The 14,236-nt window shown below is 62.8% G+C and carries 11 protein-coding genes; 1 reads left to right on the top strand and 10 read right to left on the bottom strand.

The genetic code is table 11. The annotated features are described in order from the left end of the window. Positions 1–245 precede the first annotated feature (245 nt). Positions 246–884 (bottom strand): putative colanic acid biosynthesis acetyltransferase, encoded by a 639-nt coding sequence (locus P3T24_RS15455; RefSeq protein WP_074266118.1) that lies wholly within the window; start codon positions 882–884, stop codon positions 246–248. Between the two features lie 275 nt (positions 885–1,159). Between P3T24_RS15455 and P3T24_RS15460 the strand changes: the two genes are divergently transcribed. Further along, positions 1,160–1,732: a hypothetical protein gene (locus tag P3T24_RS15460; protein ID WP_429435795.1), complete on the top strand. Its 573-nt coding sequence runs from the start codon at positions 1,160–1,162 to the stop codon at positions 1,730–1,732. Between the two features lie 29 nt (positions 1,733–1,761). Here the strand turns inward: P3T24_RS15460 and P3T24_RS15465 are convergent, their stop codons facing one another. The 9 genes from P3T24_RS15465 to P3T24_RS15505 all read right to left on the bottom strand — a co-directional run bounded on the left by P3T24_RS15465 (position 1,762) and on the right by P3T24_RS15505 (position 14,195). Further along, on the bottom strand, positions 1,762–3,120 hold the full coding sequence (locus P3T24_RS15465; protein ID WP_429435798.1) for a glycosyltransferase WbuB: 1,359 nt from the start codon (positions 3,118–3,120) through the stop codon (positions 1,762–1,764). Between the two features lie 77 nt (positions 3,121–3,197). After that, on the bottom strand, positions 3,198–4,343 hold the full coding sequence (locus P3T24_RS15470; protein ID WP_074265093.1) for a glycosyltransferase family 4 protein: 1,146 nt from the start codon (positions 4,341–4,343) through the stop codon (positions 3,198–3,200). A 1-nt stretch (position 4,344) separates the two neighbouring features. Beyond that, complete coding sequence (locus tag P3T24_RS15475) at positions 4,345–5,301, bottom strand: GDP-L-fucose synthase family protein (protein WP_429435801.1); 957 nt, start codon at positions 5,299–5,301, stop codon at positions 4,345–4,347. A 17-nt stretch (positions 5,302–5,318) separates the two neighbouring features. Then, positions 5,319–6,437, bottom strand: coding sequence for a GDP-mannose 4,6-dehydratase (gene gmd / locus P3T24_RS15480; RefSeq protein WP_074265095.1), 1,119 nt, complete (start codon positions 6,435–6,437; stop codon positions 5,319–5,321). A 111-nt stretch (positions 6,438–6,548) separates the two neighbouring features. Further along, positions 6,549–8,780, bottom strand: a complete 2,232-nt coding sequence (locus tag P3T24_RS15485; RefSeq protein ID WP_429407643.1) for a polysaccharide biosynthesis tyrosine autokinase — start codon at positions 8,778–8,780, stop codon at positions 6,549–6,551. 84 nt (positions 8,781–8,864) lie between these two features. Next, positions 8,865–10,037 carry a polysaccharide biosynthesis/export family protein gene (locus P3T24_RS15490; protein ID WP_429435804.1) on the bottom strand — a complete coding sequence of 391 codons (1,173 nt, stop codon included), beginning with the start codon at positions 10,035–10,037 and terminating at the stop codon, positions 8,865–8,867. Between the two features lie 19 nt (positions 10,038–10,056). Continuing rightward, on the bottom strand, positions 10,057–11,445 hold the full coding sequence (locus tag P3T24_RS15495; RefSeq protein WP_074265097.1) for an undecaprenyl-phosphate glucose phosphotransferase: 1,389 nt from the start codon (positions 11,443–11,445) through the stop codon (positions 10,057–10,059). Between the two features lie 50 nt (positions 11,446–11,495). Continuing rightward, positions 11,496–13,040: a mannose-1-phosphate guanylyltransferase/mannose-6-phosphate isomerase gene (locus tag P3T24_RS15500; RefSeq protein WP_429435808.1), complete on the bottom strand. Its 1,545-nt coding sequence runs from the start codon at positions 13,038–13,040 to the stop codon at positions 11,496–11,498. A gap of 156 nt (positions 13,041–13,196) precedes the next feature. Then, positions 13,197–14,195: a GlxA family transcriptional regulator gene (locus P3T24_RS15505; protein ID WP_074265098.1), complete on the bottom strand. Its 999-nt coding sequence runs from the start codon at positions 14,193–14,195 to the stop codon at positions 13,197–13,199. Positions 14,196–14,236: the final 41 nt, after the last annotated feature.

A 14,236-nucleotide genomic window follows, 5' to 3' on the forward strand; every position in this document is an offset into this window, starting at 1 on the left:
GCACTCCACGCCGTGCCACCCAATGTTCCTGAGCACTGCCGAGGACCTTTGCGGTACACGCACTTGCCATGCCGCCACCTGGCCCGCGGCGACATTCAGTGGTACGTGTTCAGGCACCTCTGCACTGCTGTCGACATGCCGCTCGATACGGTCTGCTGTCGCCCGGGATGAACGGTCCCGAATACGCCAAGTACTGCCATCTATCTTTCATGCGGATTGCGAACAACGGTGTGCGCTATCACGCATTACTGCACGCGTTGTGGCGCAAACCGCTGCTTGATAAATCGCGCCGGATTGCCTCCATAGACACCGTTGGCCGCCAGCGATCGATGCACCACCGAAAGCGGCGTCACGAGCGCAGAACGGCCGATCGTCACGCCCATCTGCACGACGCATTTAGACGCTATCCACGCGCCGTCTTCAATCACGATCGGCGCCACGCGCAGATCCATGTTGGTGGCGTAATCGTGTGAACCGGCGGTGAGAAAAACGCCCTGCGAGATGCACACGTTCGAGCCGATGCGGATCAGTGCCTGGTTATAGATCCACGCATCGACGCCGAACCACGAGTTCGCACCGACCTCGAGATTCCAAGGCGCCTTGATGCGTAGTGGATGCACGAAGCGGCAGTTGGGGCCGATCTTCGCGCCGAACCAGCGCAACAGTGTGACGCGCAACGCCGAGAACGGCACCAGCTTGTTGTTGATGACGCACGCTTCCACCACGAACCACAACGCTTCGGTCAGGCGGCTCACCTGCCGCACATAATTGCCCTTGCCCGCGAGGCTGAGATCGATGACCGGGCAAAGCGCCGGCGTCGCCTTTGCGGCATCCGCCTGCCATTCCCTCGCTGCATCGAGTTCGTTGAGTTCGTCGCGTTTCATCTGAGTATTGCGCTCCACTTGCATGCTGCTACCTCGATGTGGACCTTCGTCCATCGTCGCTGCCAGACACTATTTCGCCTTGTAGCATTACGTAATAAATTGGCACAGTCCTCGCAAGGTTTCGTTCTTGCTAGCGACGATTGGCTTGATGCGCACAGGCTTTGTCGGCTTTGGACTGGCATCTTATTAGGGACGTTGCGCGGTTGACACTACCATTAGCATGACGCAGCGCGATAGCGCGTGCCGCCAACCTGTAGTACCCCGGACGCCTTGCCATGAAACCTCGTGCCCTGCGCATCACGCTCTCCTTCTCCCTCGCACTGGCCAGCACTGCAACCTGCGTTGCGAGCTATGGCCAGTCGCTTGCAACCTACGGCAACGCCCCTGCTGCCGAAGCAGCAGGCGCAGCTGCCGCTGCGAATCGCGCTGGCGACCGGGCCGCGTTTGCACCTGGCACTAACGATGCCTCGCTGCTGGGCGGCCCGACTGCGTATGGCGAGGTCTACCGCGCCCAGACGCTTGACGACGACCAGCAGCAAAACGTTCCTGCTACGGCGGCCAATCCGCAAGGCCGTGGCGTCACGCCGGTCGAACATATGCTCGCCACCCCCGGCACGCCTCAGCCCGGCGGTGTTGCCCTGCGCACCGCAAACGCCGGCAACCCAGGACTCAAGGCTGGCGGCAATGCTGCCACTGCGGGCCGTGGCGTCGCCACAGGCGTGTTGAGCGAGGATCCGAATATCGCCGCACAGCAGCTCTACGGCAGCAGCAAGGCGACACAACAGCTCTATGGCGGCCGTGCAGCAGCCGGTGCCGGTCAACGCGAAATCTACAAGTCGCCCTGGTAAAAGCCGCGCGTCCAGCGCGGCGATCACGCTCAGTCGACCTGGGTCGGCTCCAGCGGTGCAGCCGCCAACTTCTCCTGTACCAGACCGTTGCCCGTGTTCGGGCCTCGCACGACACCGCCAGGACCAGCGCCCTCAGCGCCGCCTGCCACCGCGCTATCCCGTCCACACAACTCCAGTAGTTTCCTGTTCAACGCACCGAACACGCTTGTGCTCGACAATGCGCGTTCGGCATATTCGCGTCCCGCTGCACCGAGCGCTGCACGACGTGCCGGATCGGCGGCCAGCGTCACGATTGCTTCAACCAGCGCGCCGACGTTCTCGGGCGGCACAACCACTCCGCGCGGCGCCACGACGTCATGGAGCTCGGTACCTGGGCATGCCATCGCGACAATCGCGCGGCCGCTCGCCAGCATGCCGTTGAGCTTCGATGGCATCACCAGATCCGCAGCGCCGCCGCGTTGCGGCAGCACGTGAATGTCGGCGAGATTGAGCAACTGGTTCAACTGACGCGCAGGCTGCAAAGCCATAAAACTGCAGTTCGGCAGGTCCGTGCAACGCGCTTCGAGCATCGCTCGCGCCGGCCCGTTGCCGCAAAACACGAAACTGATGTCCGTGCGCTCCGCAAGTTGAACCGCAGCTTCGGCCAGCACTTCAAGCCCTTGCTTCGATCCCATGTTGCCGGCATACAGAATCACCGTCTGCGGCAAACTGCGCTTCTCGAGTCCGAGCAGCTCGCGGTAATAGCGGGCGTGCACGAGGGGAACGATGGCGCGGGTATCGACCCAGTTCGGCAAACAGTACGCGTTGAGCGGATCGACTCCCTTGAGGACGGCGCGCTCAACCATCCTGGTGGAGAGACTCGACACGACGTCGAAGCGCGTCAACAGCCAGCGCTCGATTGCAAGCGCGACACGCCGGGCACGCGAGCCCTGAATGAGTCCGAGATCGAACGCCGCGTCTACCTCGTAGTCCTGAATGTGAAGCCACGCGCGCGCGCCGCTCAAACGTGCCACGAGCCAGGCGGCAGGCGCGCTCATGAGACTCGGCGCAATGCTCATCACAACCTCGGGACGCCACACGAGCTGCGCCGCTAGCACCGGCAGCGACGTCAGCGAATAGCTTGCCAGATGCAGGAGACGCGCAACGCCGGTGGGCCTTGCCGGCACCCACAGCGGTACCCGCTGCACCCGCACCCCGTTGCGCATTTCGCGGCGATAGCGCCAGGCGCTGAAGCTTTCGGCGACGCGCCACTGCGGGTAGTACGGCGGCCCGCAGACGACCCGCACCTCATGACCTTCGGAGACCAGCGCTTCCGCCATCTCGGCGGTATATTTGCCGACTCCGGTGAGCTCTGGCGCGTAGTTGAGCCCAACAATCAGTATTTTCATACCCATCCCCATTCGGCACATCACGCGGCGCGCGCCGGCGCCTGCGTGTCAATTTTTTCAACCACGGCCTCGTCAAGCTAGCTTGCGAGCATCACCGCGCAGCCTCGTGCAATGTTCGATGCCGCATTCGGTGGATCGAAGCGCTGGATGACGTCCATGCAGGCGCGCGCGGTTTTCTCCGTATCCGCAAACGCCTCGAGGGCCTTCAGCATCGTGCGATGCAGCGACGCGCCGTCGCCGGAGCGGAACGCGTACCCCGTCACGGCGTCGATCACGAGTTCGGGCACGCAGCCGCAGTTGTCGCTGACCACCACCGGACAGCCATGACTGAGCGCTTCATTCACGACAAGACCCCACGGCTCGCTGAAGCTCGGCAGCACCAGGCACGATGCGCCGAAATATTCGCGCGACAACCCTTCGTCCTGCAGACTACCGACGAAGCACACGGCCTCGCCGAGTCCGCTTTCGTTCACCCGATTCTGCAACTGCTCGCCCTGCGGGCCGGTGCCGACGATGCGTAACTTTGCTTGCGGAATGCGCTGGCGAATCGCGGCAAACGCATCGAGCAATGCGTCGACGCCCTTCTCCTGCGAAAGCCGGCCAACGAACAGGAACACCGGGTCCTGATTGCGGCGCGCATGCAGACGCTCGTCGAGCGCGCGCTCGGGCACGAAGGACCACGGTAACGCCGCCGCCTGACACGGCACGAAGATACGTTCACGTTTCGCGCCGAGTGACATCAGATATTCGCGGCTGCGCTCGCCAAAACCGAAATAGCCGTCGCACAAGGAGAAAAACACTCGCTTCGGGATCGACGTCAGCAGGCGGCGCGGCCGATCTCGCCCGGTGGAGTCGCAGAACACGGCGCGGCGCTTGCCGGTCGCAATGCAGGCGAGCAGCATCGCCCAGTACTCGGGCCGATGGTAGCCGGGCAGCACCACGAGATCGGCCGGCGTGCGCAGGACTTCCATCGTGAGACGGTACATCATGCGCCACGTCGGCACGTCCTCGTAGCAGCCGTTGAACAGCGTGCGCATCGGATAGCGGTGGTATGAATAATCGACCTCGGAAAAGCCGAGCCGGAAGTGTTCGGTCTCGGAAATCTGAACGATCGAATACTTGATCGGGCTTGCCGCCGAGATCGTATGCAGTGCCGAGAAAACGACAGCCTTGTGGCGCGACCAGACCACGTTATGAAAGATCGTGACCGAACCCGTTGCCATGTCACACCGTCCCTTCGGAAAGCGTGGCCGCGCCGAAGCGCGTAACGAAGTCCCGATAGGTCGCCTCGATTCCTTCATGCAAGCCAATGCTCGCCCGCCAGCCCATACGTGCAAGACGTGACACATCGAGCAGTTTGCGCGGCGTGCCGTCGGGTTTCGAGGTGTCGAAAACAATCTCGCCGTCGAAGCCGACCGTCTCGGCCACCTGCTGCGCCACCTCGCGGATCGACAGGTCATCGCCCATGCCGACGTTCAACAATCCGTCGGCCACTTCGCGATCGAGCACGAACTCGGTGGCTGCCGCCAGGTCGTCGACATGCAGAAACTCGCGACGGGGCGTCCCGGTACCCCACACGGTCAGCACGCTGTCGCCGTGCAGTTTTGCTTCGTGTGCCTTACGGATCAGAGCCGGCAGAACGTGACTGCTGCGCAGGTCGTAGTTGTCGTTCGGGCCGTACAGATTGGTCGGCATCAGCGCGACGAACTTCGTGCCGTACTGGCGGTTGTACGCCTCGCACAGCTTGAGGCCGGCGATCTTGGCAATCGCATAAGGCTCATTGGTCGCTTCGAGCGGTGAGCTCAGCAGATATTCTTCTTCGATCGGTTGCGGGCAGTTCTTCGGATAGATGCAAGACGAACCGAAGAATACGAGCCGCGTCACGCCTGCCTGATAGGCGGCGTGAATCACGTTGGTTTCGATGGCGAGATTCTGATAGATGAAGTCAGCCGGCTGCGTGGCGTTCGCAAGAATGCCGCCCACGCGCGCTGCCGCCAGCAGGACGACATCCACGTGTTCAGCGGCGAAAAAGCGCTGCACCGCCTTCTGATCGAGCAGATCCAGCTCGGTGTGCGTTCTCGTCAAAATGTCCGTGTAGCCGTCTTCCTGCAGACGGCGTACCAGTGCCGAGCCGACCATACCCCGATGGCCGGCCACGAAGATGCGTGCGCTCTTGTCCATAACCGTCACTCTCGATGTTATTCGTGATGTTCGAGGGCCTTGAAACCGGCCAGCGTCACCAGCGCGTCGCGACGCGCAATCTGGAAGTCCGATCGCACCATTTCCTTGACGAGTGTCAGGAAGGGCGTGGTCGGTCTCCAACCCATTTTGGCGTGCGCCTTCGACGGATCGCCGAGCAGCGTCTGCACTTCGGTCGGACGGAAGTAGCGCGGATCGACCCGCACCAGCACGTGACCTGGCGAAAGGCGTGTTTCTTTGCCCTCCACTCTGTCCACGATGCCGACTTCATCCACGCCCTGGCCTTCGAAGCGCACCATCACGCCCAACTCGGCGGCTGCGGCCTGGACGAACTCGCGCACGCTGTACTGCTGGCCGGTGGCGATCACGAAGTCTTCGGGTTCCTCCTGCTGCAGCATCAGCCATTGCATCTCGACGTAGTCGCGCGCATGGCCCCAGTCGCGCATGGCGGACAGGTTGCCGAGGTACATGTCGTCCTGCAGGCCCACCGCGACCCGTGCGAGCGCACGAGTGATCTTGCGCGTCACGAAGGTTTCGCCGCGCACCGGTGACTCGTGGTTGAACAGGATGCCGTTGCAGGCATACATGCCATACGCTTCGCGATAGTTGACGGTGATCCAGTACGCGTACAGCTTTGCCACGGCGTACGGGCTGCGTGGATAGAACGGCGTGGTCTCTTTCTGCGGCGTTTCCCGCACGAGCCCGTACAGTTCCGAGGTAGACGCCTGATAGAAGCGGGTCTTTTTCTCGAGTCCGAGAATGCGCATCGCCTCCAGAATCCGCAACGTGCCGAGGCCGTCCGCATTGGCGGTGTACTCCGGTTCCTCGAACGACACCGCAACGTGGCTCTGCGCGGCGAGGTTGTAGATTTCGTCGGGCTGCACACGCTGGATGATGCGGACCATACTCGACGAATCGGTCAGATCGCCGTGATGCAAAAAGAAATGCCGGTCGGCCACGTGCGGATCGCACATCAGGTGATCGATCCGATCGGTATTGAACAGCGACGTGCGCCGCTTGATACCGTGCACATCGTAGCCTTTGGCGAGCAGCAGATCGGCAAGATACGAGCCGTCCTGGCCTGTTACGCCGGTTATCAAAGCGACCTTACGATCCATTGTGTTCCCCTCGTCGAAACGTTTGACTACAGTGCTGCACGTGCGGCGGCCCACCGCGCGCGCGTAGAAATCGTCTAGCCTGACCGCACGATCTGTGACGCCCGCGCAGCGTCAATCCGCGCGGCTTTCGTATCCGTAATAGCCGGTGTAGCCACCCAGGTTGAGCTTCGGCGGCGGCACATCGGTCAACAGCACGCCGTGCAGGTTGACGCCTGCATTGACAAGGCGTTTAAGCGCTTCGGAGATTTCCGTCGGCGGATGGCGGCCGTGGCGCACCACCATCAGCGTCGTGCCCGCGTGCTTGCCGATCAGCGCGGCGTCGGTCACGGCCAGCACCGGCGGCGTATCGACGATCACCAGGTCGTAGACCCGCCCGAAATGTTCGAGCAGAGTCCGGAAGCGGTCGCTCATCAGCAGCTCGGATGGATTGCCCGGCAAACCGCCCTTGGTGAGGACGTCAAGGCCGGGCAGCACGTCGCGCAGCACGCACTCCTGAATATCTGCGCCATTCAGTACGTCCGCGAGACCCGGGGTATGCGGCAAGCCAAAATGCTTGTGGATATCGCCCCGCCGCATATCGCCGTCGATCAGCAGCACCCGCTTGTGTGCCGAAGCCACCAGCGCAGACAGGTTGACCGACATGAACGATTTGCCGGCATCCGGCCGCGAGCCGGTCAGCATGACGACGTTATTGCGTGCCGAGGTTAGCGCGTACTGCAACGTGGTGCGCAGGCTGCGCACGCCTTCCACGGCGACGTCGTCCGGCGCCTGGGCGGCGAGCACGTGCACACCGGCGCGACGCAAGCCGACATTGCGCTGCACGCGAATCTGCAGGTTGCTGCGCGGCACTACCGCGCACACCGGCACGCCGAGCAGCGATTCGATTTCCGTGGTGTTCTGCACGCCGCCATACAGCGTCTTGCGCGTGAATGCCGCGAGGATGCCGAGGACGAGGCCCAGGCCGGTGCTGATCAGGATCAGCAAGGCGCGTTGCGGGCGCACTGGATCGTCAGCAGGCTCCGCATAGTCGACTACGCGCACGTTGCCCACCTGGCCTGCCTTGACGATACGCAACTGCTGCGCGCTGTTAAGCAGGTTGGTGTACAGCTCGGTGTCGACGCGGACGTCGCGCAACATCCGCAGCGCGGTTTGCTCTGTGTCCGGCAGCGTCGACACGTTATGCGTCAAGCCGCCCTGCACGCTTTGCAACTGGGCGATCTGCGCGTCGAGCGCGGCCACCGCGGGGTGCGCTGCGGTAAAGCGCGTGGCCAGTTCGGCGCGCTGTTGCTGCAGGTCCACGAGCTTGGTCTTGTTCTCGACGATCTGTTGCAGCAGCAGCCGGCTTTCCTCGCTCAGATCGACCGTACCCTCCTTGTTGCGGAAGGTGTTGTAGCGCTGTTCGGCCTGATCGAGTTCGGTGCGCAACTGCGGCAACTGCTGGTCGAGAAACGCCAGCGTATGCTCGGCCTCGGCCGACTTGCGGTCGATGTCCTGCTGCACGTACTGGCGAGCGATGTTATTGACGATCGCCGCCGTCAGTTCGCTATCGGCGCCTTCGAGCGTCACCGCGATGATGCCCGACTGCACGGTCGTCTCTATGACGTTGAGCTCTTTCTGCAGTTTGTTGACCGTATCGAGCGTCGACGCGCGGCTCAGACTGAATTGCGTGCCGGGACGTGCGATCAACTGGTCGATCTGCAGCCGCACAGGGCCGCGCGAAGTGGTGCCGACCGCGAGCTGTCCGGTCCGCGCACGCAACACTTCGGCGCCGCTTTCGTCGGTCACCACATACGAGTCGTCCGGCAGTACGGTCAGCGCAAACGGCTTGTCGTACATGTCCTTAGGCGTGTCGAACAACGAGACCGTGATCTGCTCGCCGCCCCATCCGTACTGCGGCATGCCGAACAGCGGCGGAGCAAGGCCGTCGCTGCTGCGCCAGCGCGCCAACATCTTGCCGATCACGGGGAAATGATGCGGCGCCGCGGTGATGTCGAGATGGAGCTTGCGCACCGTCTCGTCGATCACGAGCCGCGAGCGGAGCAACTCGATCTGTGCCGAGGTCACCGCCTTGGTGTCGAAGATCGACGCCATGGTCTGCAATGCGTCCTTGTTGCCGTTGGCATTGCCGCCGTTGCCGTCGTTCGCGGTGTCCACCTGGATCATTGCGTCCGCGCGGTACACCGGCGTCTGCACGAACGCCACCGTGGTGCCGATCAGCAGCGCCGATAGCGTCACCACGAGGATCATCCGCCAGTGCTGCGAAATGACGGTCAGATAGTCAGACAGACGCAGCTCGTCGGCGGTCTGGACATCGACATATCGGTTTTCAAAATTGGTAGCCATAGTGTCATCAATCCCGCACAACAATTACGTTGAATCGGCGTGCCGCGCCGGGTACGTTCTTGCCCCAACGTGCCCGGCTACGGCTTACTTCGTCACGATTGCCGCGGTCAGTCCTGCGTTGACCAACGGCAACAACAGGTTCAGCACACGGTTAAAGCGCACCAGCCCGCCCGCGTCCACATACACTACGTCTTTCGGCTCCAGATCGAACTGGTTCGCGAGCAGCATCGAGACCGGCGAAGTAGCGTCGAGATGCCAGACCTGCGGCTTGATTCCGGGGCCGCCGCGAATCACGTAGAGTTCCTTCGCGGCCGCGGTGGTGGAATTCAGGCTGCCTGCCTGCGAGATCGCCTCGCCGAGCGAGAGCTTGCCGTTCTTCATCGGCAACACCGTTGCGGGCTTGTTGACTTCGCCCATCACGTAGACGCCGTAGTCTTCACGCGCCTCGACCCGCAGCAGATCGCCGTTCTGCAGCACGATCTTCGAGGGGTTCTGGTTGTTGTGCAGCATCTGCGAGACATTGATGTAGTAGGTCTTGTCATCGCGCACGATCACCACATGGCCCTGGTCGGCGGTCGGCGCAAAGCCGCCCGCGCGGCTGATCGCTTCGGTCAACGTCATCGGAATGTCGTTGATGGTTTGCGAGCCGGGCGCGCGCACCTCGCCGTCGATGTAGACCTGCGACGCGCGGAACGATGCAATGCGCACCGTGACCTGAGGCTTGACCATTACCTTGCCAAGGTCGGTAGTAATCCTGCGTTGCACCTGCTCCGCGCTTTGGCCGGCTACATGCAGCGTGCCGACATACGGAAACTGCAGGTTGCCTTCGTGATCGACCAGAAAGCCCAGCGCGGCATCCGAGGGACGCGAGGGTGCGACCGGCTGACCGAGCGCGGCCGCCAGTTCCGGGTGATCCCAGACGGTAATCTGCAACACGTCGCCGGGGCCGATCTTGTAGGGTCCGACGGTACCTAACAGCGGCGTCAGATCATTGCCGTCGCCGCTCACCATAGCCTGATGCTCCTGCTGGATGGTTGCGAGCGTGATATCGGTGATCGGAATCTCTTGTGAACCAGTGGCTTTGCCATCGTCAGTATTGCTAACCGGCAGGCTTGGTGGCTGCACCATGCGCTGGCCGGGTACAACCGAGCACGCTGCCAGCATCGCAACGGCCGCCATGATGCCGAACAGACGCGCACGCTCAATTGCCGTGTGCCTGACACCAACCCTATACGTCGCGCTTTTTATTTGACTCATTTCAGTCTCCCTCACCGCGTCAATATGCATTGTTATGTACCAGGCCTTTGACGATCGTTGCCGCGATGATGCGCATGTCCAACCCAAAGGACCAGTTACCGAGGTAGTACAGGTCATGCTCCACACGCCGCTCCATTTTTTCGATCCGATCGGTCTCGCCGCGATAGCCATTGATCTGCGCCCATCCCGTGATGCCCGGCTTGATCCGGTAACGCTGGATGTAGCCGGCCACCACCTTCTGATACAGATCGTCATGCTCAAGGGCGTGCGGGCGCGGTCCGACGACCGACATATCGCCGCGTAGCACGTTGAAGAATTGCGGCAGCTCGTCGAGACTGGTGCGGCGCAGGAACGCGCCCACCCGGGTGATGCGCTCGTCGTGACGGGTCGCCTGACGCAGCGCTCCGGGCTTTTCCGTGTGCAGCCGCATGGAGCGGAACTTGTAGATCGTGAAGACGCGGCCGTCGGCGCCCTTGCGTTTCTGCCTGAACAGAACGGGGCCACGCGAGGACAGCTTGACCGCGATCGCAATGCCAAGCAGCAGCGGCGCGAGCGAAATCAGCGCGACGGCGGCGAACACGCGATCGAACATCTCCTTTTGCAGTTCGGAGGTCTGCGAGAGCGGCGAGGCGACCAGGTTGATGGCCGGCACGCCGAGCAGATCGATCATCGAACTCTCGAACATCGCGACGCTGCGCAGATCGGGCATGAAGCGGATGTTGACGAGGTCTTCACGCAGCTCCTTCACACACTCGTAGATCGTGTGTTCTTCGGATAGCGGCAAGGCCAGCCACAACTCATGGACGTCCTGCGCGCGGATATAGTCGGTGAAGGTGTGCAGATCGTCGAAGGCGGGCACCGTCGGAATCACGTTGCTGAGCGCCGGGCCATCGTGCAACACGTCGAGCACCGCCGCGGTACGAAAGCCCGCTGCCGTGCAGCCGTCGATCTTGCGCACCAGTTCCGCCGCATGCGAGCCGCGCCCCACCACCGCCACCTTGCGCAGATTCAGGCCGGCCACGCGCATACGCGCCAGCACGCGGTGCACGACGATTCGCGAGGCGATCATCAGGGCGCCGGTCATGGCGGTCCAGTAAGCAAACCACAGACGTGAGACGAAGTCGCTACGGTGCAGGGTGAACATCAACACGAGCGCGCAGGTTTGTACGGTCAGCCAAGCGAGCGACACCTGCCCGGCCAGCCCCATCTTCGAGCGGCCGCGCCATGACTCGTAGACGCCGAAGGCGGGGAAAAGCGCGAGGGCGAACGCAGCCGCGAACGCGACGAAGGCGTAATAGAAGCTGCGCTGCCCAATGTCATCAAAGCGTATCTGGGACGCGAAATAGGCGCCCGAAACGACCAGCACGACATCCAGCACGCGCGCGGCCAACGCTACAGGCTTGATCATTTTTCTCTCCCCACCACCTGCATTGAAACGGTTTCGCCAACTACGCAGACTCAATTGCAGCGGCCGTACGTATCGTCGAACCGCACGATATCGTCTTCGCCGAGATACGATCCTGATTGGACTTCGATGATTTCGAGCGGCACCTTGCCGGGGTTTTCAAGCCTGTGACGTACGCCGAGCGGAATGTAGGTCGACTCGTTTTCGCTCAGTAGAAAGCGCTCCTCGCCGCGCGTGACCATCGCCGTGCCGCGCACGACGACCCAGTGTTCCGCGCGATGGTGATGCAGTTGCAGCGAGAGCCGCGAGCCCGGCTCGACCACAATGCGCTTCACCTGGAAGCGGTCGCCCTGGTCGATGGAATCGTAAAAGCCCCACGGGCGCCGCACCTTGCGGTGTGCGTCGGCTTCGGGTGAACGGTCGGCCTTGATGCGTGCGACCAGCCCCTTGACCTCCTGCACGTGCGAACGGTCGGCGACCAGCACGGCGTCCGCCGTTTCGACCACGACGATATTGCTGATGCCTACGCAGGCCACCAGACGCCCTTCCGAATGCGCGTACGACGAGGAGCTGCCTTCGAATACCACGCGGCCACGGCCGACGTTGCCGGCGTCATCCTTGTCGAGCGCATCCCATACCGCGTCCCACGATCCCAGATCGGACCAGCCCGCCACCAGCGGCACGACGACACCCTCGAAGGGCTGGCCTTCGGGTCCTGCTGTATTGAGCCGCTCCATCACGGCGTAATCGATCGAATCCGACGGCGCCTTGGCAAACGCCTCCGCCTGCGGGCGGAAGAACGTGCCATCCGTCTTGCCGCCGGCAACCGCGGCGAGGCAAGCCTCGGCCATGGCAGGTTGCAGGCGTTCGACCAGTTCGAGCCATACCGAAGCGCGCACGACGAAGATGCCGCTGTTCCACCAGTACGCACCCGAGGCGACGTATTGCGTGGCCAGTTCGAGCGCGGGTTTTTCGACGAAACGGTCGATGCGGAAGGTGTCCGGTTCGATCTCGGCGCCGAGGCGGATATAGCCGAATGCCGTGTCGGGCCGCGTCGGCGGCACGCCGAGCGTGGCGATTGCGCCGCGCTGCGCATGCTCGGCGGCGCGTGCGAGGGCCTGCTGGAACGACGCGGTGTCGAGCACGGCGTGATCGGCCGGCATCGCGACCAGAATCACGTCTTCGCCGTCGGCTATCGCCAGTGCGGCAGCGAGCGTCAACGCCGGCGCCGTGTCGCGGCGCGCCGGCTCGACGATGAGCTGTGCCTCGACGCCGTTCTCGCGCAACTGCTCGGCCGTCACGAAGCGATGCTCTTCGCCGCAGATGATGATCGGCGCAGACCTGACCGTCCATTGCGCGGAAAAGCCTTGCATGCGCGAGACGGTGTCCTGCAGCAGCGATTGCGTGCCGATTACGTCGATCAACTGTTTGGGGTGGTTCTCGCGCGACAGCGGCCAAAGGCGGGTTCCCGAGCCGCCAGCAAGAATCACCGGGGCAATGCTCAAACCGCTCGACGGCTGTTCGGTAAATGTCAGCTTGCCCGCGCCATCGCCGGTGCTGCCGTCCTGGTCGGCGTTATCCCGGTACGCATTTTCCATTTTTAGTACTCCTACACCTAAATAGGGCGTTCTTTTCGTTGACAGGCCGAGGTGCGCGAACACGCGCATCCAACCCACGCTCACGGGCGGCCTGCCCCGTTCGCACCCCCAGATCTCAGGCGGCGATGCCGCTCGCCATTCCCGGATCCGTCGTGTTTAGTCCTGCGTAACAGTACGGCTGCGAGCGCGGTATTCCGTCGGTGAGAGCGCCATGCGTTTGCGGAAGATTTTCGCCAGCCGGTCGCCATTGCCGGTGCCGCTGCGCCGTGCAATCTTGTCCACGGGCAACTCCGTTTCCGTAAGGAAGTTGCATGCGATGCGCAAGCGAACCTGCAACAGGTAATCGGACGGCGTAACGTGCATCTCATGCTTGAAGCGGCGCAGGAAATTACGCTCGCTCATGGCCGCCACATGCGCGGCATCGGCTACCGACACCGGTCGATCGCAGTTAGCCTCCATCCAGCGTGCCGCCGCGCGGATCTTTTCGCCGACGCTCATCGTGCCGCCCTCGGCGAGCCGCGGCATCAAGGCAGCGCCCATGCCGGGCATGACGCGATCGGCGACATTGCGGGCCACGTCGAGACCCAGATCGCGCTTGATGGACATCAGCGCGCTCTTGCTCGAGTCATGATGGTCGTTCGCTTCGCTGAGCGTGCTGTCGTTCGCGACGTGCGTCAGATATGGACTCGTATGTCTGATGTCGTCGTGTTCGGCGAGACCCGCAGCGGCCAGGATCAGACGGCCCTCGGCGATTGGTTCGATGGTGCGGGTGCGCGAGCGCACCGAGCGCAGCCAGCCGAGCAGGCGTTCGTCGCGAGCCGCCAGGTTGGCGCCATAGCCGCCTGCTACGAACAGCACATCGAAGCCGGTGTTGTAGCGTGCATCGACGCCATCCGTCCACATCCGCGCGGACGACGAGCTGGCAATGCTGCCGCCTTCCATCGAGAGAAATTGCACTTCGTAAGGTGGGTCGTCGCCGCCATGCGCGGTGGCGATTTCGTTGGCCGTATGGAACATCTCGGCCACGATGCCCGCGCCCAGCAAGCCGAATCGTTCGAACAACAGGATGCCTACGCGGCGCGCTGCACATCGCACATTCACGTTAGGCGTATGCAGCCAGGTAATCCTCGCGGTATCAACGGACATATGCGGCATGATCTTCCCCTACCATGTCATGCGTTGCGGGCCGAATCTTC

This window comes from Paraburkholderia sp. GAS33, assembly GCF_050436645.1.
GTDB classification, from domain to species: domain Bacteria; phylum Pseudomonadota; class Gammaproteobacteria; order Burkholderiales; family Burkholderiaceae; genus Paraburkholderia; species Paraburkholderia phenazinium_B.